This window comes from Serratia marcescens, from assembly GCF_029846115.1.
In the GTDB taxonomy this organism is placed as follows: Bacteria; Pseudomonadota; Gammaproteobacteria; order Enterobacterales; family Enterobacteriaceae; genus Serratia; species Serratia marcescens_L.
This window is the reverse complement of record NZ_JARVZZ010000001.1, coordinates 3,677,465-3,697,242: the sequence shown is the minus strand read 5'-3', so window position 1 is coordinate 3,697,242 and position 19,778 is coordinate 3,677,465. Positions and strand designations below refer to the sequence as shown.

The window sequence follows — 19,778 nt, the reverse complement described above, 5'->3', positions numbered from 1 at the left end:
GAGTTATATGGCTGTATATAAATACAGTAACTCTGTGAGGATAATATGATGAATACCTGCCCTGATATCGCTACGTTACGAAACACTCTTCCTGGCGCAGTCGGCGAATTGATCGCCGTGACCGCATACTACGGCGATTGGAATGCCGGCAATCGTCAACCCATCGGCGGCGGTATCTTCGTCGCCAAAGCACAATCGACACCGATGGATGATGGCGGGATGTTCATCCGCCCCAACGCTGCTTGGTTGTGGGTGCGCGTCTTGGACGTTGCCGGCACGGTGTCGCCTTATATGTTCGGCGCGAAAGGTGACGGTATTTCAGAGGATGCCGCTGCCATTCAAGCCGCTCACGATTATGCCAGTTCGCAGGCTGTATCCAGCGGTTCACGCGTATTGAAAAACGGGAATCTGCAGTTCGGGAGCGGGCAATTTAAATGTACAGAAACGCTGAAGCTGGATTTGAAAACCGTCGATTACGATTTCTCCGGCGCCTTGCTGGATTTTAGCGCCATGACACAGGGCAACGCCACCGACCGTAAAGTCGCGATTCAATGGCAAAACAACGCCGGTTATACCCAGGGCAATCTCAGCGTGAAAAATTTGCGTATGATTGGCCCTGGCGCCAATTCATTTGTCGATGGCATGACGTTTTCTACTTCGCTCTCGGCTAGCTATGGCCGCAATTCGCTGACCTTTATCGGCGGTGGGATCGAAGGTTTTGCCTATGGCATAACCGGCACTACCGATTTCTACTTCCTGCGTATGTATGGCTTTAGTTTCAATCACTGCGACATTTGCTATTACTTCCCCGACAATACTTCCAATTCCGGTGAAGAGATGAATTTCCACAGCTGTATTTTCGCTCAGAGCAATTGCGGTGTGAAACTACAGGGGGGCTACAGCTATTTCTTAAACTGTTCCTTTGATTACATTTACGGTAAGAACGGGCCGCAAGCCTCCTCCAGCCATGTCGGAAAGTATATGCATATCGAGGGTGGGCAACATATTTTCCGCGATTGTCACGTTGAAGGCTATGGCCCACAAAATTACATCCTGAACATTCCGGATGCTAAACGGTGCAAGGTCAACATTATCGGCGGTCTGTTTACCTTCAAAGCCGGCGGTAGCCCAACGGCCTATCCGACAACCTCTAACCCATTCTATGTGGGTGATTTGGCGCGAGTGGTATTTGATAAAGTCAATATCGGTCAGATGCAACAAGGTGGTGACACCAACGTCAGTGGTTGGATTGATGGCACGGGTTCTGTCTCTTTGCGTAATACGCAATTGCCTATCGCCTGGCCTTATCTGTTAACTCAGGTGCGAACCGATACCGCTGTACAGGACAATTGGCTGGATGGCACGACGTATAGCAACGGTAGCGACAAATGGACTGAGGAAGTTTGGGTTCTGCCGCCGGGAGGCGTTAATACGGTACGCAAATCTCGCTACGGGTGGGGTACGACTAACAGCACCAATTTCAGCCTTATCCGCCAGGCCGATTTCGTTTCATTGGGGCGCAACGCGGCGGCTGGTAATGGTGTGTTCCAGGCGGTGCTGGGAACCGTCAGCCTGAAAGGCTATGGCAGCGTTATTCACCATGTTCGCGCCAACACTTACGCGGGTGATGGGCAACGCTGCCAGGTCAAAATCCTATGGGCGAAACTGCGCGAATATGGTCCGCAACAAGACGTTGAACCCCAAATTCTCAAGCAGCAAACCGGTCACGTTTACACCTATCAATTTAGCGGCAATGAATCTGATCTGAAGAGCGTTATCATCCCAGGCCAAATGCAGGGCTATCCTACGCAGCCTCCCGCCTTCGAGCGAGCGCCAGACTGGGCTACGCACGCTTTCTTGCTTATTGACGTCACCGAAATGAAAAGCAACTTTGACCTGCGCATTACGGATGTTTACCTGCGACAGGTCTGACGCAGTTTCCCAACATTGACCGGTTCACGACATGTCGCACATCCCGTTATTACGAGGGGGGTGCGACATTGAGGACGCAGCGTTTTGCGCGGCTGTCGCTGGCCTGCGTGAAGCGCAACGTGAAAGAACCGCATAAAACCCACTTGGGCTAGCCGAAATCCGGGGCCGGAATGGGGTCTCCTGCCTGTTACTGAATGAGGACGGATCTTCAGTCAGCGCCCAGCCCAAACAGCGCAGCCGCATTGCGATCCAAAATGGCGTTCACATCTTCCTCCGGCAAACCCGCGCGCCGGATGTAGTCCACCGTGGTTTGAAACAGTTCGCCCGGTTGGAACGGGAAATCGGTGCCGAACAGCAGCCGCTCAGTGCCGAAAGTCGCTGCCGCCGCTTGCAACGCGGGCACCTGATCGTGGCCTACCGTGTCGTACCACATGCGCAGGGCGGCGCGGCTTGGGGGTTCCGGCGTATTCGGCGCCTCCCACGCGACGGTTTGGTCGAGGCGTTCCAGCGTCATCGGTAGCAGGCCGCCCAGATGCGGCACAATGATTTTCATCTCCGGAAAGCGTTGGGGGATGCCATTGAGGATAAAGTGCATGGCGGCGACCGTGTCTTCGATCGGCGCGCCGATCGACCAGGTCAAGGCGTAATCGGCGATGAGCGGCGAGTGCGCGCCGCGGCCGGCGGGATGAATGGCCAACACGCTGTGGCGGCGATTGAGTTCCTGATAGAGCGGCTCAAACAGCGGGTTGGCGATAGACAGCCCGAGCACTGAGGTGGTGATGCAGGCGCCCAGCATATTGAGCTGGGTAAGGGCCCTTTCAAGCTCGCGTAACGCAGCGTCGATATGCGGCAGCGGCAAGGAAGCGATAGCCCGAAAGCGGGTGGGATAACGCGCTACCAGTTCCGCATATTCATCATTGATCCGGCGCGCGGCATCAACGGCCGCCTGTTCGTCTTCCAGATGCGGCGACAGCGGCGTCGCCGACAGGATTTGCATGTCGATGCCGGCGCTGTCCAGCAGGGCGAAGCGCGCGTTGAGTTCACGCTCGCTGCGGCCGGCGCCCAATTGCCGATAGGCGGCGACTTCGTGCACGCCATGCGCTTGCAAAAGATCCAGATACTCTGTGCTCCACAGGTGAGCGTGTACGTCGAGTCGCATCGGTCGATCTCCGGAGTTCGCGGCGATGCCGCGGGTTCAGGAGAGTATAGGCGGGCGACGCGGCAGCCCCTGGCGGGAGGGCATTTTTTCTACCGACGGGTTAGGATGAGAGCACGCATTGATCCGGGAACGGCGCGCGGACGGGCGTTCCCGGTATTGGGCGGGCTGGAGATCAGAACACCTGTTTGAACGGTTTCACCGTCACGTCGGCGTAGACGCCGGCGGCGATATAAGGATCCTGCTGCGCCCAGGCCTGAGCTTCCGCCAGCGACTCGAATTCGGCGATCACCGTCGAACCGGTAAAGCCGGCCGCGCCGGGATCGTTGCTGTCGATGGCCGGGTTAGGGCCGGCGACCACCAGGCGGCCGGCGTCGCGCAGCGCCTGCAGGCGCGCCAGGTGTGCCGGGCGCACCGCCAGACGGTTTTCCAGCGAGTGGGGGACGTCTTGCGCGTAGATCAGATAAAGCATGTTTCACCTTTAAAATCATGGCTATAAAACGGTGCTACCAAGGTAGCGCAAAAGGCGCGGCAGGGGAACGGTGCGCGGCGAATTTCCCGGCTGATTGGCGCTTATGCCTTGAAGCCGCTACTTTTTATTCGTATAGTGCGGCGCGCTTAAACTGATATGCCATTGAGGTGAGGATATGACGGAACTGGTAAGGGAAAAACTCGATTTGCCGGCGGGCAAAAGTAAACTGCTGCTGCACTCTTGCTGCGCGCCCTGTTCCGGCGAGGTGATGGAAGCGATCCAGGCCTCCGGGATCGAGTACGCCATTTTCTTCTATAACCCCAACATTCACCCACAAAAAGAGTATCTGCTGCGCAAGGAAGAGAACATCCGTTTCGCCGAGCAGCACGGGGTGCCGATCATTGATGCCGATTATGACACCGACAACTGGTTCGCCCGCGCCAAGGGGATGGAGAATGAACCGGAGCGCGGCATTCGTTGCACCATGTGTTTTGACATGCGTTTCGAGCGCACGGCGCTGTATGCGCATGAGCACGGTTACGACACTATCTCCAGCTCGCTGGGCATTTCGCGCTGGAAGAACATGCAGCAGATCACCGACTGCGGCATCCGGGCGGCGGAAAAATATCCCGATCTGGTGTACTGGGATTACAACTGGCGCAAGAAGGGCGGTTCGTCGCGCATGATAGAGATCAGCAAACGCGAACGTTTCTATCAGCAGGAATACTGCGGCTGCGTCTATTCGTTGCGCGACACCAACCTGCACCGCAAGGCGCAAGGTCGGCCGCTTATTAAGCTGGGCGTGCTTTACTATGGCGATGAAGAATAACGCTTAATCACCGCAATCAACCCGCTACGGCGGGTTTTTTATTTTTTGACGCCCGGCCAAACGTTAATCAAGCGTGTCGTCCTGGCGATAAAAAAGCAACGGCCAGGTTAATATCCTTATGAGTTTGCTGGTTTTAGCCGCGCATACTGACGATTAAAGCGATAGTTTGCCTTTCGTTATTGAATATGATTGCTATTTGCATTTAAACTTGGCGAACCAGAGGAAACAGAATCATTATGCCGCTAAAAAAGATGTTCCTTAATCGCCGTATATCCGTGCCTTTCGTCTTGTCCGTAGGCCTGCACAGCGCCCTGGTGGCGGGATTGCTTTACGCTTCGGTAAAAGAAGTGGTGGAGTTGCCGAAGCCAGAGGACGCGCCGATCAGCGTCATGATGGTCAACACCGCCGCGATGGCCGAACCGCCGCCACCGGCGCCGGCCGAGCCGGAGCCGCCACAGGTCGAACCTGAGCCGGAGCCAGAACCGGAACCTATCGTGGAGCCGCCGCCGAAGGCGATCGTGAAGCCGGAGCCGGTCAAGCCGAAACCGAAACCTAAGCCGAAGCCAAAGGTCGAAAAACAGGTTAAACCGGAGCCGAAGAAGGTTGAGCCGCGCGAGCCTTCGCCGTTCAACAATGATTCGCCGGCCAAACCGATCGATAAAGCGCCGGTGAAACAGGCGCCTGCCGCGCCGGTGCAGGGCAACTCGCGCGAGGTCGGGCCAAGGCCGATCAGCCGCGCCAATCCGCTCTATCCGCCGCGGGCCCAGGCTTTGCAGATCGAAGGCAACGTGCGGGTACAGTTCGATATCGACAGCGATGGGCGCGTCAGCAACGTGCGTATCTTGTCGGCCGAACCGCGCAACATGTTTGAGCGTGAAGTGAAGCAGGCGATGCGTAAATGGCGCTATGAGGCCAAAGAAGCGAAAGATCGTACCGTCACTATCCGCTTCAAGCTGAACGGCACGACCGAATTGAACTGAGTTTGGTCTCCACCAAAAAAAAAGGGTCGCCTCGGCGACCCTTTTTGCATTTGCGGCGTAGCGTCAGTTTATTCTTCGAAGCCGACACGGAAATTCATTTTGCCCTCAGGCAGCGCGCGCGAGTTGCCTTCCGCATCGACCGCCACATAGGTGAACACCGCTTCGGTCGCCCGGTAGCGCTGGCCGATCGGGGCGGAGGAGACTTTCTTGACCCACACTTCGATATTGATGGTGATCGAGCTGCGCCCGGTACGGATGCAGTGCGCATAGCAGCAAACCACATCGCCTACCGCCACCGGTTTCAGGAAGGTCATGCCGTCCACGCGCACGGTCACCACGCGCCCTTCGGCGATCTCTTTTGCCTGGATGGCGCCGCCGATATCCATTTGCGACATCAGCCAGCCGCCGAAGATATCACCGTTGGCATTGGTATCGGCCGGCATCGCCAGCGTGCGCAGCACCAGCTCGCCGCTGGGTAAAGGTCGTTGTTGTGTCATAGCAGTCTGCTTTTAAAAGGAGGGAATAACATCATACTGCCCGCGGCAAGCGCCGCAGGCATTAACAATTTTGTAACTATTTTTTCTGTTCTTCCGGCATGTGCCGGTAAATATAGATACCGCTGAGGAGGGTGAAGACCAATGTCAGTACCGTCAGGCCAAAGACTTTGAAATTGACCCAGACGCTTTGCGGCAGCCAGAAGGCGACATAGATGTTCGCCAGGCCGCAGGCCAGGAAGAAGACCGCCCAGGCGAGGTTGAGGTTGCTCCACACGTTGTCCGGCAGCGTCAGCTCTTTGCCCAGCATGCGCTGGACCAGCGGTTTTTTGAGCACCCACTGACTGATCAGCAGCGCCAGCGCGAACAGCGCGTAAATCACCGTGACCTTCCATTTGATGAACAAATCGTTGTGGAACACCAGCGTCAGGGTGCCGAACACCAGCACCATCAGGAAGGTGATCAGCGTCATCTTCTCGACCTTGCGGTATTTCACCCAGGTGAACACCAGTGCCAGCGCGGTGGCGACAATTAACGCGCCGGAAGCGACGTAAATGTCGTACAGCTTGTAAAAAGCGAAAAAGACAATTAACGGGAGGAAATCAAGAAACTGCTTCATAAATCAATCCATCATCTGTTCATCGGCCGACTATACCGGATTCGGCGAGCTCTGTGTACCGCCGGGCGTTGCCGATTATCGGCGTTTGGCCGGCGGATTTCTGCCGCGAAAGCAGGAATTTGCATAAACTTACGCGAGAAAGCGCGGGCGCATTGCCAGCGCGGGCCGCAGGCCGCATAGTAAGTATCATAATAACCAGATAATTTACCGCGGAAAACAGCATGCAGTGGAAATCTCTCCAGGCCCTAACGCCGGGTTTGACGCATTTATTGGGCTATCAACGCAGCTGGCTCAAGCCGGATATTCGCGCCGGCCTTTCCGTCGCCGCCGTCGCCTTGCCGGTGGCCATCGCCTACGCCGAACTGGCCGGGGTCAGCCCGGTGGTGGGGCTCTATTCCTGTATTTTTCCGATGGTGGCCTATGCGCTGTTCGGCTCGTCGCGCCAGCTGATCGTCGGGCCCGACGCCGCCACCTGTGCGGTGATCGCCGCGGTGGTGACGCCGCTGGCGGCGGGCAATATGGAGCGCCATTGGCAACTGACCATCATGATGACCGCGATGATGGGCGGCTGGTGCCTGCTGGCCAGCCGGTTCAAGCTGGGGGCGCTGGCGGATCTGCTGTCGAGGCCGATCCTCAGCGGGCTGCTGAACGGGGTGGCGATCACCATTATCGTCGATCAGATCGGCAAGGTGTTGGGATTCACGGTGCGCCCGGCGCAGCTGATCGAGCGCATCTACGCGCTGCCCGGTAACCTGCTGCACAGCGACTGGCTGACGATGGCGGTGTCGTTGTTGACGCTGGTGACGCTGCTCGGATTTAAAAAATGGCGGCCTAACTGGCCGGCGCCGCTGTTCGCCATCGTGCTGGCGGCGTTCGTGACCTGGGCCGGCGGTCTGCAGCAGCATGGCGTGGTGACGGTGGGCGGTTTCAGCGGCGTGTTGCCGATCGTCCAGTGGCCGGACTTCCAGCCCGGTTTGCTGCGCGACATGGTGATCCCGGCGCTCAACCTGGCGGTGGTGAGCTTTGTCAGCATGATGCTCACCGCCCGCAGCTTCGCCGCCAAGAACGGTTATGAGGTGAACGCCGACGCCGAGTTTCGTGCGCTGGGGCTGGTGAATATCGTCTCCGCGCTGTCGCAAGGTTTCGCCATCAGCGGTGCGGATTCGCGCACTGCGGTGAATGACGCCAACGGCGGCAAGAGCCAGCTGGTGTCGGTCATCGCCGCCGCAGTAATCGCCTTCGTCTTGCTGTTCCTGATGGCGCCGCTGCAGTTTATCCCGGTGGCAGGATTGGGCGTGGTGCTGATGTATGCGGCCTGGTCGCTGCTGGACATCCGTGGCATCTGGATCTTGCGCCGCCGCAACGCGCAGGCGTTCCGCCTGGCGCTGTTTACCTTCCTCAGCGTGCTTCTGGTGGGGGTGATCAGCGGCATCGGGCTGGCGGTGTTGCTGGGGCTGATGCAATTTCTGCGCACCGTCTTCCGGCCGACGGAACAGCTGCTGGGCGTCAACGACGAAGGCATGATCCATTCCATGGGCAACAACAATGGGGTGAAGGCGGTGCCTGGCGTCATGATGTACCGCTTCAATTCGCCGCTGACCTATTTCAACGTGGCGTACTTCAAACGCCGTATTCTCAATTTGGTCGACGGCACGCCGTTCCAGCCGCGCTGGGTGGTGGTGGATGCGGTAGCCAGTTTTACCCATGCCGATATCAGCGTGCTGGCGGCCATCGACGAACTGAAACGTGACTTGTTACAGCGTAACGTTAAGCTGGTGCTGGCGGGGCGCCGCACCGAGCTGACGCGCTGGTTCCGTATTAACCGCTTAGGACGCGACAAAGAGCTGATTTTGGTGCCGGACCTGTATCTGGCGCTGAAGCTGATTCAGAGTAAGGAGCAGGCGGAAGCCGCCACGGCGGGGTAAACAAAAAAGGGGCGCGCCGAAGCGTGCCCCTTGGGTTTTGGTTGCGTCGGCGTTAGCCGCGCAACAGCATGTACAGGCGGAACAGGTAGATCAGCAGCAGGGCAGATACCAGGTTGCTCAACGCGGTCAACACCACGCTGGCGACGTTCGGCGTCAGCACCGACAGATGGCTCACCAAAAACAGCACCAGCAGTTTGGCCGCCAGCCACAGCATCATCGCCGGCACAAGCACGCGCGCATTGGCGAAGGCCAATTTGCTGCTCAGCTTGAGCGAAGCGAACACGCCTTTTTTGTCGACGGAGGCGATCACCGGCGCCAGCGCGAAGGCGATAGCCATCAGCACGCCCGGCACCACAAACAGCGTCAGGCCGAGCTGGATCAGCAGGGTGCAGATAAACAGCAGCAGCAACAGACGCGGCAGATCGGGCGCCGAGGCGCCGAGCGCGCGCAGGGCGCTGGTGCGTTCACCTTGCGACACCAGACGGATCAGCGTCAGCATCCCGCCGACCAGCAGCACGTTGCCGACCAGCGCGGAGAAGGTGGCGGCCGCCGACACTTTCAGCAACACCATCTGCTGTTCCGGCGTCATCTGCTGGATCACTTCCTGAATGCCCATACCGGTAGACGAAGCGAAATCGCTGGTGGTGGCAGCGAGCGTCGCCAACTGTTCGGCATCGGGGCTGAAGGCCTGATTCAGCAGCACGGAGATAAACGCCGTCAACAGCGCCAGCATCAGGATGCTGGCCAGTTGGTTGCGTAAAAAGTTAAAACTGTCACGGTACAAAGTGTTGGCCGTGATAGGCATGCAGACTCCTTGGCGTCGGGAAAACAGAGATAAATCAGTGGGTGATTGTACCCTGTTCCACGCCGCTGTGGCACCCCGCGAATTGCACTACGCCTATTTCTTCAACGATCGTCGTCTCAGGCAGCGAGAGCGGCAGGGGCACCGGCAAGGGCGGCAGGCCGTAGCGTTCGCGAGCGCGATCGCAGGCTTCGTTGCGCAGGCCGTTTTCACCGGACTGATCGAACTCCCGGCACGGGCTGGGCCGATTGAGGTAGATCGAGCAGGACACGGCTTTGCCAATCTCGCCATCCAGCGCGTTGCAGCGGGGGGACTTGCTGTTGGTCCCCTGCATGCAGCGCAGGAACGGGGTTAAAGGCTCCGTCAGGGAAAGGGGGACGATGCCGCCGCCGTCTTCGGCTTCGGCCCAATAGAATGACACTCGAAAATAACCGCAGCATGCGCCGCAGCTGACACAGGGATTAAGGATTTCGCTCATCTTGATTGCCCACCGACTCCTCACGGCACCAACCAAAACCAACACGGAAAATGAAATTACCTCAGCCGCATTTTTCTCCGCAACCGAAATTTGAACATGTAGATAATTTGCAACAAAATCGATTTTTTGATGCAGATCAATCCTTGATTTATTAGGCGGTTAGGTAACCTTGTTTTTAGTAGGATTTTAAATTTTTACACATAAGATGTGATCTCGATGGGATCACAAATACCCGAAAGTAGGTATATTCCCCCTCGAGCGATTAACCACACAAATGGAATGGATAATGAAAAAGACAACTCTGATGGTATTGGCGACGATGATGGCGCCTATGTTGGCAAGTGCGCATCAGGCCGGTGATTTCCTGTTCCGCGCGGGAACTGCGACGGTGCGTCCAAATGCAGGTTCGGACAACGTGTTGGGGTTGGGGTCGCTGGATGCGAAAAACAACACCCAGCTCGGTCTGACCTTCGGTTACATGGTGACGGACAACATCGGCGTTGAGTTGTTGGCCGCAACGCCATTCCGCCATAAGGTTACGCTGGGCGGCACCGATCTGGCGACCGTTCACCAATTGCCGCCTACGCTGATGGCGCAATACTACTTCGGCGACAAGCAGGACAAACTGCGTCCTTACCTGGGCGTCGGCGTTAACTACACCACCTTCTTCGACGAGAAGTTCAACGATTACGGCAAAAGCGCCGGGTTGAGCGACCTCGATCTGAAAGACTCTTGGGGTGTGGCGGCGCAGGCTGGCCTGGATTACAACCTGGATGAGCACTGGATGCTGAACATGTCGGTGTGGTGGATGAACATCGAAACCAAAACTCGCTTCAACGATGCGAATGGCGGGCACCACAGCTTCGATACGCGTCTGGATCCGTGGGTGTTCATGTTCGGGGCGGGTTATCGCTTCTGATGAAGGCCGCAATCAGGGAGGCGTTGCGCCTCCCTGTGTCGGTATTATTTAATCTGCATTACGTTTTCAACCGATTTCACACCGGCCACGCCGCGTGTGACCTGCACCGCACGGTTAGCGTCATCGCTGGACGTCACGAAGCCGCTCAGCTGCACGCGACCTTTAAAGGTTTCCACGCTGATCTCGCGTGACTTGATGTTTTTATCCGCCAGCAGTGCCGATTTCACTTTGGTAGTGACCACCGTGTCATCGATATAACCGCCCGTTCCCTCAGATTTTGCCGTCGGCGCACAAGCGCTCACCGCGACCGCCACAACGGCTGCCATGCACAAGGCCGAAAGGGTTTTAAACAGCTTCATAAATTACTCTCCATGCAATGTTATGGTTGAAATTCGCTACGGTTTATCGCCGCAGCGAGCGCATTCCCCAAATCAAACGAAGAAATGCATAGCGAACAACGTTCATTGTGAGACAAGACCTGGGTTTGTTCAAATTTTTGCTGTAAATAAATGGAACAAACTTTGAGGGGAAACAAGCTGTTAAAGCGAGCGCCGGCAGGGCGCTCGCTAAAGAGGATCACGCCCGGGTGGCGCGCTTCATATTGCTGACGAAGGCCGCCAGCCTGGTCAGCATCTCCGCCGGGTTGGCATGGTGCTGTTCGATGATTTTGACGATTGCCGAGCCGGAGATCGCGCCGGCGGCCCCGGCCTGCAGCGCGGCCTTCACCTGCTCGGGTTCGGAGATGCCGAAGCCCTGCAGCGGCGGCGCGGCGTGATACTCGCGCAGCTTGTTCACCAGGTGATGCAACGGCAGCTGCGCCCGGCTTTCGGTGCCGGTCACCCCGGCGCGCGACAGCAGGTAGGTGTAGCCGCGGCCGTGCGACGCGATTTCACGCAGCAGATCGTCATCGGCGTTCGGCGGGCAGATGAAGATCGGTGCGATACCGTGGCGCGCGGCGGCGGCGCGGAACGGCGCAGACTCTTCAAACGGCACGTCGGCGACCAGCACTGAATCCACGCCCACTTCGGCGCAGCGTTGGTAAAACGCATCGATGCCTTTATGGAACACCAGGTTGGCGTACATCAGCAGGCCGATGGGAATGGTCGGGTGCTTCTGGCGGATGGCCGCCAGCATCTCGAAGCACTGGGTCGGCGTGACGCCGGCGGCGAAGGCGCGCAGCGTCGCGCTTTGGATGGTTGGGCCGTCCGCCAGCGGATCGGAGAAGGGGATACCCAGCTCCAGCGCATCCGCGCCGGCTTCGATCAGGGTGTCGATAATCTGCAGCGACAGCGCCGGATTAGGATCGCCTAGCGTCACGAACGGGACGAAGGCGCCTTCCTTGCTGCTTTCCAGACGCGTGAACAGTTGCTGATAACGTTCCATCAGATTTCTCCCCGTGCTTTCAAAATGTCGTGAACGGTAAATATGTCTTTGTCGCCGCGGCCGGACAGGTTGACCACCAGGATCTGCTCTTTCTGCGGCGTTTCACGGATCATTTTCAGCGCGTGCGCCAGGGCGTGCGAGGATTCCAGCGCCGGGATGATGCCTTCATGGCGCGACAGCGCCTTGAACGCTTCCAGCGCTTCGTCGTCGGTGATCGACACGTATTCGGCGCGGCCGGTGCTGTTCAGGTAGGCGTGCTGCGGCCCGACGGACGGGAAGTCCAGCCCGGCGGAAATTGAATAGGATTCTTCAATCTGGCCTTCGGCGGTCTGCATCATCGGCGCTTTCATGCCGAAGTAGATGCCGACGTGGCCGTGCTTCAGCGGCGCGCCGTGCTGGCCGGTTTCGATGCCCAGGCCGGCGGGTTCCACGCCGATAAGCCCAACGTCAGCGTCATCGATAAAGTCGGCGAACATGCCGATGGCGTTGGAGCCGCCGCCGACGCAGGCGATGACCGCATCCGGCAGGCGGCCTTCGCGCTCCAGCATCTGCGCTTTGGTTTCTTCGCCGATCATGCGCTGGAATTCACGCACGATGGTGGGATACGGGTGCGGGCCGGCGGCGGTACCGAGCATATAGTGGGCGGTTTCATAGCTGCCGGACCAGTCGCGCAACGCTTCGTTGCAGGCGTCTTTCAGGGTGGCGGAGCCGCTGTGCACCGGGATCACTTCCGCGCCCATCAGCCGCATGCGGAATACGTTCGGCGACTGGCGCTCAACGTCTTTGGCGCCCATATAGATGCGGCACTTCAGGCCGAGCAGCGCGCAGGCCAGCGCCGACGCGACGCCGTGCTGGCCGGCGCCGGTTTCCGCGATGATCTCGGTTTTGCCCATGCGCTTGGCCAGCAACGCCTGGCCCAGCACCTGGTTGGTCTTGTGCGCGCCGCCGTGCAGCAGATCTTCGCGCTTCAGGTAGAGCTTGGTGTTGCTGCCGGCGGTGAGGTTTTTGCACAGCGTCAGCGCCGTCGGGCGGCCTGCGTAGTTCTTCAACAGATCGATAAATTCAGCCTGAAATGCCGGATCGCGCTGAGCGCTGACAAAGGCTTCTTCCAGTTGTTTCAGGGCCGGCATCAGAATTTGCGGCACATACTGGCCACCAAATTCGCCGAAGTAGGGGTTAAGCAGCGTCATGAGAGTTCCCGTTATTATCCGTTATTAATATAGAGCCGTATTCAGTAGGCGCGCAGGGTCTGGAAGACCGAGGCCAGGCGCGCGGGATCTTTGATGCCCGGTTCGCTTTCCACGCCGGAGTTGAAGTCCAGCCCGGCGCAGCCGAGCTTGGCCGCTTCGACGCAGTTGTCGGCGCGCAGGCCGCCCGCCAGCATCACGTTAGTCAGATCTTCGTCTTGCAACACCGACCAGTCGAAGCGTTGGCCGGTGCCGCCGGCACCGTTGTCGAGCAGATAACGGTCAACATGCTGCAGATCGCGCGCCGGCACCCGATCTTTCACGCTCAGCGCCTTCCAGATACGGCAGTCGGCCGGCAAGCGGGCGCGCAGGGCGCTGATATAGGCCTGGTCTTCCGCGCCGTGCAATTGCACCGCATGCAGCCCGAGGCGCTCAACGGTCAACGCCACGGTATCGACCTGGGCGTCGCAGAACACGCCGACGTATTTCAGCGGCGCGCCGGAGATCACTTCGCGGGCGCGGGTGATGTCCACATAGCGCGGCGAACGGCCGACGAAAATCAGCCCGCCGTAGATGGCGCCGGCCTGATAGGCGGCGGCGGCGTCTTGCGGACGGGTCAGACCGCACACTTTGTTGTCGCCCAGGACCACGCGGCGCACGGCGGCGCGCAGATCGGGTTCCGACATCAGCGCGCTGCCGATCAGGAAGCCGTTGGCGTAATGGCTCAGCTCGCGGATCTGCCCGTAGTTGTTGATGCCTGACTCGCTGATCACCGTCACGCCATGCGGCACGCGCGGCGCCAGCTGACGGGTGCGGTTCAGATCGATGCTCAAATCGCGCAGATCGCGGTTGTTGATGCCGACCACGCGCGCTTCCAGCGCGATCGCGCGCTGCAGCTCTTCTTCACTGATCACTTCGGTCAGTACGCCCATATTCAGGCTGTGGGCCACCGCGGCCAGTTGGCGGTACTGCTCGTCGGTCAACACCGACAGCATCAGCAGGATGGCATCGGCCTGATAGTAGCGCGCCAGGTAAATCTGATAGGGATCGATGATAAAGTCTTTGCACAACACCGGTTGGCTGACGGTTTTACTGACCAGCGGCAGGAAATCGAAGCTGCCCTGAAAGTATTTCTCGTCGGTCAGCACCGAGATCGCCGAAGCGAAATCTTTATACACCGTGGCGATTTCTACCGGATCAAAGTTCTCGCGAATCAGTCCCTTGGAAGGCGAGGCCTTCTTGCATTCGAGAATGAAAGCCGTCCGGGTGCCCTGCAGCGCGTGATAGAAGCTGCGTTCGCTCGGCGCGATGTCATTCTGAAAGCTGGCCAGGGGCTGTTGCTGTTGTCGCGCCGCGATCCATTGCGCTTTGTCGCGGACAATCTTGTGTAGCACGGTTTCCTGCATCATTTATCCTCTTGCCGCCAGTGCGATGACACGCTCATAGGCCTGCCCGCTGTTGATCATATCCAGTGCCTGCCGCGCATTTTGGCGCAGGTCTTCATGTCCGAATAACTTCAGAAGCAACGCGACGTTGGCCGCGACCGCCGCAGCGTGCGCCGGCTCGCCTTTACCTTGTAACAGCCGCGCCAAAATGTCACGGTTTTCTTCCGGCGTGCCGCCCAGCAAGGCTTCCAGCGGATAGGTTTCCAATCCGAAGGACTGCGGCGTGAGCTGGTAGCTGCTGATTTCGCCGTTGTTCAATTCCGCTACGTGCGTCGGGGCGTGGATCGCCACCTCGTCCATGCCGCCGCCGTGAACCACCGCCGCACGTTGATAACCCAGCACGCGCAGGGTTTCGGCAATCGGCAGCACCAGTTCCGGGCTGTAAACGCCGATCAGCGCCAGTGGCGGGCGCGCCGGGTTGATCAGCGGACCCAGCACGTTGAACAGCGTGCGGGTTTTCAGCTGCTGGCGCACCGGCATGGCGTGACGAAAACCGGTGTGGTACTGCGGTGCGAACAGAAAGCACACGCCGAGATCGTCCAGCGCCTTGCGCGCTTCTTCCGCCGGCAGATCCAGGCGGATACCGAACGCCGCCAGCAGATCCGACGAGCCGGAACGGCTGGAGACGCTGCGGTTGCCGTGTTTGGCGATCTTCGCACCGCAGGCCGCCGCCACAAAGGCGCTGGCGGTGGAAATATTGATGCTGTTGGTGCCGTCGCCGCCGGTGCCGACGATATCGGCGAACGGGTAGTCAGGGCGCGGGAACGGCTGAGCATCTTCCAACAGCGCTTTGGCGGCGCCGGCGATCTCTTCCGGGCGCTCGCCACGGACTTTCATGCTGATCAACGCCGCTGCCAGTTGGCTCGGCTCCAGTTCGCCGCGCACGATGGCGCTGAACAGCTGTTGGCTTTCCTGCTGGCTCATCGACTCGGCGCGGTACAGTTTCTCAAGAATAGGTTGCATCGTCGTGTTCCTTATATTACTTCGCCAGCGCCCAGGCGAGGGTCTGCTCAAGCAGGCGTGCGCCGTGGGTGGTCAGAATCGATTCCGGATGGAACTGGAAGCCGCACACGCGGCGTTGGTCGTCGCGCACCGCCATCACCATCTCGCCGAAACGGGCGTTAACGGTGAGATCGGCCGGAATATTGCTGCCGACCAGCGAGTGGTAGCGCGCCACCGGCAGCGGGTTGGCCATGCCGGCGAACATGCCTTCGCCATCGTGAACGATCGCCGAGGCTTTGCCGTGCAGGATCTCGCCCGCCTGGCCGACCTGGCCGCCGTAGGCTTCGACGATCGCCTGGTGGCCGAGGCAGATGCCGATGATCGGCAGCCGGCCGCGCAGGCGCTGCAGCAGCTCCGGCATGCAGCCCGCTTCGGACGGCGTGCCGGGGCCGGGCGACAGCATCAGCACCGGCTGGGCCATGTGTTCCAAGCGTTCGATGATCACCTCGGCGGCGATCTGGTTACGGTAAATCACCACCTGGTGGCCGCTGGCGCGCAGCTGATCGACCAGGTTATAGGTAAAGGAGTCGACGTTGTCGAGCAGCAGGATATCGGCCATCAGAACACCTCCTTGGCATGGTGCGCAGTGGCGATGGCACGCAGCACGGCACGGGCTTTGTTGCGGGTTTCGTCGGCTTCCGCCTGCGGGACGGAATCCAGCACCACGCCGGCACCGGCCTGCACGGTGGCGATGCCGTCTTCAACGTAGGCGGAACGAATGACGATGCAGGTATCGAGATCGCCGGTGGCGGTGAAATAGCCTACTGCGCCGCCGTAGCTGCCGCGGCGCGCGCCTTCGGAGGCGGCGATTAGCTGCATAGCCCGCACTTTCGGCGCGCCGCTCAGAGTGCCCATGTTCATGCAGGCCTGGTAGGCGTGCAGCACGTCGAGATCGGCACGCAGCGTGCCCACCACCCGGGAAACCAGGTGCATGACGAACGAATAGCGGTCCACCTTGGTCAGATCGGCCACGTAGCGGCTGCCGGCCTGGCAGATGCGTGCCAGATCGTTGCGTGCCAGATCGACCAGCATCAGGTGCTCGGCCAGCTCTTTGTGATCGGTGCGCATTTCCAGCTCGATGCGGCTGTCGAGATCCAGATCCAGCGAACCGTCGGCACGGCGACCGCGCGGGCGAGTGCCGGCGATCGGGTAGATTTCGATTTGGCGATTGCCCGCGTCGTATTTCAGCGCGCTCTCCGGCGAAGCGCCGAACAGAGTGAAGTCATCATCCTGCATGAAGAACATGTACGGGCTGGGGTTGTTGTCTTTCAAGGTCTGGTAGGCCGCCAGCGGCGCCGGACACGGCAGGGAGAAGCGGCGCGACGGCACCACCTGGAAAATCTCGCCCTGGCGGATCGCGTCCTGCAGCCCGCTGACCACCGCGCCGTACTCTTCGTCGCTCTGGTTGCAGCTCAGCTGCATGTTTTCCAGCGTTTGGTGCGGGATCGGCTGTGGGGTTTGTTGCAATTCGGCCTGAAGTTGTTCCAGACGTTGCTGCAAACGCTGCGCTTCACTCGCTTGTTCACTGAAGACGCTGGCCTGCAGACGGGCCGTACCGCGTTGGTGATCAAGCACCAGCAGGGTTTCTGCCAGATAGAAGCAGAAGTCCGGGCAGCGTTGATCCTGGCGCAGCGCCGGCAGGTCTTCGAAACCGGCGACCAAATCGTAGGCGAACAGGCCGCCCAGCATCACGGCTTCGCGCTCGTCCGCCGGGGAGTCCACCAGGGTCAGCAGCGTGCGCAGTGCGTCGAACACCGACAGTGAACGCAGGCGGGCGTCTTCGTCCTGCACCGCGTCGATCGCCGGGAAGGTCAGCTCGCGGCCGTTGGGGCGTGCCTGATTGCGCACCTCAGGCGGCAGCGCTTCGTCCAGCAGCGGCAGCAGCGCCGCGCCGTTGGCGCTCAGCGCCTGCACGCTGACGGTGTGGCCCAGTGCGGTAATGCGCAGCGCGCTGTCGATCACCAGCAGGCTCTGCAGATTCTGTTTGCTGTTGATTTCCGCCGATTCCAGCAGCAGAGTGGCCGGACGGGCGCCGCACAGCTGGTGGAAAATGGTGGTGGGGTCGCCCCGGTAGCTGGCTTGCGCCTTCAGCAATGTCAGTTGTGGTTTGGTGTTCATCATCGGTGGTTCCAGTGAATTCTGTCCATAAAAAAGCCCGCATCAGGTGCGGGCTCAGGAAATCTGCATTGTCAGATGACAGCTATGCGCGATTACACCGCCCGCAAGAGGGAGGTACGCCACCAACCGTGAAGAGAAATGTAGTTGTTCATTTGCAGACTCTCTCTGTTAACGCTCATCCGACACGGCCGTTGCCGTGAACTTGTGTACTAGTTAACTGGTTCGCGAAGGCAAAGTCAACCCTCTTTTTGCACAATGTTTTAGCGGTCAGCGTGAATTCTATTCATCATCCACCTGGCGCCTGTGGCCAGGACAGAATAGATTTCCGTCCGGCCGCCGATAACGGGTATGATAGGAAACCAAGCCATTGCCGGATAGCCGTTTTGACAGACAGTAACTCCCCATCTACCGCTTTTACTCTGTACGATCTCCACAGCCACACGACCGCCTCCGACGGCTATCTGACGCCGACGCAGCTGGTGCTGCGGGCGGTCGAGATGCGCGTGGGCGTGCTGGCGATCACCGATCACGACACCACCGCAGGCTTGGCCGAGGCCGCCGCCGCCATTGCGGAGCAGGCGTTGCCGCTGCGGTTGGTCAACGGGGTGGAAATCTCGACGCTGTGGGAAAATCATGAAATTCATATCGTTGGCTTGGGCATGGACGTCGCGCACCCGGCGCTGGTGGCGCTATTGGCGGAACAAACCGAACGTCGCAATCGGCGGGCGCAGGAGATCGGCGTGCGCCTGGGTAAAGCGCGCATTCCCGACGCCTATGTCGGCGCCCAGCGGCTGGCGGGCGACGGCGCGGTAACCCGCGGCCATTTCGCCCGTTACCTGGTGGAGATTGGCGTAGCGGACAACATGGCGCAGGTGTTCAAGAAATACCTGGCCAAAGGCAAAACCGGCTACGTGCCGCCGCAGTGGTGTACAATAGAACAAGCCATTGATGCGATTCATCAATCGGGCGGCCAGGCGGTGGTAGCGCATCCCGGCCGTTACGATCTGACCGCGAAGTGGTTGAAACGTTTGCTGGCGCATTTCGCCGAACACGGCGGCGACGCCATGGAAGTGGCGCAGTGTCAGCAGGCACCGCATGAGCGCTCGCAATTGGCGAAATACGCCCAGGACTATCGCCTGTTGGCCTCGCAAGGTTCTGATTTTCATCAGCCTTGTTCGTGGATCGAACTGGGGCGCAAGCTGTGGCTACCGGGCGGCGTCGAGCCGGTGTGGCGCGATTGGTCGCAGCCGGGCCAGGCGGTCTGATTTTACGCGCGTGGCAACGCGCGCGAGCATCATTTAGGAGCAAGTCATGAGTCAGCTTTTTTATATTCACCCGGACAACCCGCAGCCGCGTTTGATTAACCAGGCGGTCGAGGTGCTACGCAAGGGCGGGGTGATCGTTTATCCCACCGATTCCGGCTATGCGCTGGGTTGCATGCTGGAAGAGAAGGCGGCGATGGAGCGCATTTGCCGTATCCGTCAGTTGGACGGCAGCCACAATTTTACCCTGATGTGCCGCGATCTGTCCGAGTTGTCGACCTATGCGCACGTCGATAATACGGCGTTCCGCCTGATCAAAAACAATACGCCGGGCAACTACACCTTCATTCTGAAAGCGACCAAAGAAGTGCCGCGCCGCCTGATGAATGAAAAGCGAAAAACCATTGGCCTGCGCGTGCCGTCGAACCCGATCGCATTGGCGCTGCTGGAGGTGCTGAACGAGCCGATGATGTCCACCACCCTGATGCTGCCGGGCAATGATTTTGCCGAATCCGATCCGGAAGAGATCAACGATCACCTGGGCAAGGTGGTCGATCTGGTGATCCACGGCGGCTTCCTCGGCCAACAGCCGACTACGGTTATCGATCTGACCGAATCCTCGCCGGAAGTGGTGCGCGAAGGGGCGGGCGACGCGGCGCCTTTCCGCTGATGTCAAAGGTTGCCACCTTGCCCATTGTCTGAAAATCGGCTGAAGCGACGCTATTTCGCGTGAAAGCCGCTATTCTTGATTACTTCAGAATTGATAATGGGCAGG

At 59.3% G+C, this 19,778-nt stretch carries 18 protein-coding genes, 1 pseudogene and 1 other annotated feature; of the genes and pseudogenes, 7 read left to right on the top strand and 12 right to left on the bottom strand.

What is annotated here, in order from left to right:
- The first annotated feature begins 45 nt into the window (after window positions 1–45).
- Complete coding sequence (locus tag QDT79_RS17440) at window positions 46–1,932, top strand: putative phage tail protein (protein WP_080473401.1); 1,887 nt, start codon at window positions 46–48, stop codon at window positions 1,930–1,932.
- A 208-nt stretch (window positions 1,933–2,140) separates the two neighbouring features.
- Here QDT79_RS17440 and QDT79_RS17435 read toward each other — a convergent pair whose 3' ends face one another.
- Both QDT79_RS17435 and QDT79_RS17430 read right to left on the bottom strand, forming a co-directional pair.
- Window positions 2,141–3,091, bottom strand: a complete 951-nt coding sequence (locus QDT79_RS17435) for an amidohydrolase family protein (protein WP_063990092.1) — start codon at window positions 3,089–3,091, stop codon at window positions 2,141–2,143.
- A 172-nt stretch (window positions 3,092–3,263) separates the two neighbouring features.
- Window positions 3,264–3,560, bottom strand: a complete 297-nt coding sequence (locus QDT79_RS17430; protein WP_063990055.1) for a YciI family protein — start codon at window positions 3,558–3,560, stop codon at window positions 3,264–3,266.
- A gap of 175 nt (window positions 3,561–3,735) precedes the next feature.
- On the opposite strand from QDT79_RS17430, the gene QDT79_RS17425 reads away from it, so the two are divergent.
- The gene (locus QDT79_RS17425) at window positions 3,736–4,389 is read left to right on the top strand and encodes an epoxyqueuosine reductase QueH (RefSeq protein ID WP_025303057.1); all 654 of its coding nucleotides are present in this window, start codon (window positions 3,736–3,738) and stop codon (window positions 4,387–4,389) included.
- Between the two features lie 236 nt (window positions 4,390–4,625).
- A complete protein-coding gene (gene tonB, locus QDT79_RS17420) occupies window positions 4,626–5,369 on the top strand; it encodes a TonB system transport protein TonB (protein WP_016927510.1) in 744 nt (247 codons plus the stop codon).
- A 68-nt stretch (window positions 5,370–5,437) separates the two neighbouring features.
- On the opposite strand, the gene yciA is transcribed toward tonB, so the two are convergent.
- Both yciA and QDT79_RS17410 read right to left on the bottom strand, forming a co-directional pair.
- Window positions 5,438–5,866: an acyl-CoA thioester hydrolase YciA gene (gene yciA, locus QDT79_RS17415; protein WP_004932085.1), complete on the bottom strand. Its 429-nt coding sequence runs from the start codon at window positions 5,864–5,866 to the stop codon at window positions 5,438–5,440.
- 76 nt (window positions 5,867–5,942) lie between these two features.
- Complete coding sequence (locus tag QDT79_RS17410) at window positions 5,943–6,482, bottom strand: septation protein A (protein ID WP_063990054.1); 540 nt, start codon at window positions 6,480–6,482, stop codon at window positions 5,943–5,945.
- Window positions 6,483–6,703: 221 nt separating this feature from the next.
- Between QDT79_RS17410 and QDT79_RS17405 the strand changes: the two genes are divergently transcribed.
- Window positions 6,704–8,407 carry a SulP family inorganic anion transporter gene (locus QDT79_RS17405; protein WP_107226306.1) on the top strand — a complete coding sequence of 568 codons (1,704 nt, stop codon included), beginning with the start codon at window positions 6,704–6,706 and terminating at the stop codon, window positions 8,405–8,407.
- A gap of 52 nt (window positions 8,408–8,459) precedes the next feature.
- Here QDT79_RS17405 and QDT79_RS17400 read toward each other — a convergent pair whose 3' ends face one another.
- Together QDT79_RS17400 and QDT79_RS17395 are read right to left on the bottom strand one after the other, a co-directional pair.
- On the bottom strand, window positions 8,460–9,212 hold the full coding sequence (locus QDT79_RS17400) for a YciC family protein (RefSeq protein WP_308316818.1): 753 nt from the start codon (window positions 9,210–9,212) through the stop codon (window positions 8,460–8,462).
- A 34-nt stretch (window positions 9,213–9,246) separates the two neighbouring features.
- Window positions 9,247–9,687 carry a YkgJ family cysteine cluster protein gene (locus QDT79_RS17395; RefSeq protein WP_063990051.1) on the bottom strand — a complete coding sequence of 147 codons (441 nt, stop codon included), beginning with the start codon at window positions 9,685–9,687 and terminating at the stop codon, window positions 9,247–9,249.
- A gap of 286 nt (window positions 9,688–9,973) precedes the next feature.
- Here QDT79_RS17395 and ompW point away from each other — a divergent pair, with 286 nt between their 5' ends.
- Window positions 9,974–10,606, top strand: a complete 633-nt coding sequence (ompW, locus tag QDT79_RS17390; RefSeq protein ID WP_016927514.1) for an outer membrane protein OmpW — start codon at window positions 9,974–9,976, stop codon at window positions 10,604–10,606.
- Between the two features lie 44 nt (window positions 10,607–10,650).
- Here ompW and QDT79_RS17385 read toward each other — a convergent pair whose 3' ends face one another.
- From QDT79_RS17385 to QDT79_RS17360, 6 genes and pseudogenes are all read right to left on the bottom strand, one after another.
- On the bottom strand, window positions 10,651–10,965 hold the full coding sequence (locus QDT79_RS17385) for a BON domain-containing protein (protein WP_025303053.1): 315 nt from the start codon (window positions 10,963–10,965) through the stop codon (window positions 10,651–10,653).
- A gap of 217 nt (window positions 10,966–11,182) precedes the next feature.
- Window positions 11,183–11,989, bottom strand: coding sequence for a tryptophan synthase subunit alpha (trpA, locus tag QDT79_RS17380; RefSeq protein ID WP_060418860.1), 807 nt, complete (start codon window positions 11,987–11,989; stop codon window positions 11,183–11,185).
- Entirely contained in the window at window positions 11,989–13,179 is a 1,191-nt protein-coding gene (trpB, locus tag QDT79_RS17375; RefSeq protein ID WP_060439813.1) for a tryptophan synthase subunit beta, read from the bottom strand. Before trpB ends, trpA begins: the two co-directional genes overlap by 1 nt.
- Before the next feature lie 41 nt (window positions 13,180–13,220).
- The gene (gene trpCF, locus QDT79_RS17370) at window positions 13,221–14,582 is read right to left on the bottom strand and encodes a bifunctional indole-3-glycerol-phosphate synthase TrpC/phosphoribosylanthranilate isomerase TrpF (RefSeq protein ID WP_199200115.1); all 1,362 of its coding nucleotides are present in this window, start codon (window positions 14,580–14,582) and stop codon (window positions 13,221–13,223) included.
- A gap of 3 nt (window positions 14,583–14,585) precedes the next feature.
- Window positions 14,586–16,182: pseudogene (trpD, locus tag QDT79_RS17365) on the bottom strand (bifunctional anthranilate synthase glutamate amidotransferase component TrpG/anthranilate phosphoribosyltransferase TrpD).
- Window positions 16,182–17,744, bottom strand: a complete 1,563-nt coding sequence (locus QDT79_RS17360; RefSeq protein WP_308316817.1) for an anthranilate synthase component 1 — start codon at window positions 17,742–17,744, stop codon at window positions 16,182–16,184. Before QDT79_RS17360 ends, trpD begins: the two are co-directional and overlap by 1 nt.
- A gap of 24 nt (window positions 17,745–17,768) precedes the next feature.
- Window positions 17,769–17,872 (bottom strand) — a sequence feature (Trp leader region).
- A gap of 252 nt (window positions 17,873–18,124) precedes the next feature.
- Here QDT79_RS17360 and rnm point away from each other — a divergent pair.
- Entirely contained in the window at window positions 18,125–19,006 is an 882-nt protein-coding gene (gene rnm, locus QDT79_RS17355) for an RNase RNM (protein ID WP_063990045.1), read from the top strand.
- 46 nt (window positions 19,007–19,052) lie between these two features.
- On the top strand, window positions 19,053–19,673 hold the full coding sequence (locus QDT79_RS17350) for an L-threonylcarbamoyladenylate synthase (RefSeq protein ID WP_063990044.1): 621 nt from the start codon (window positions 19,053–19,055) through the stop codon (window positions 19,671–19,673).
- Window positions 19,674–19,778 lie beyond the last annotated feature (105 nt).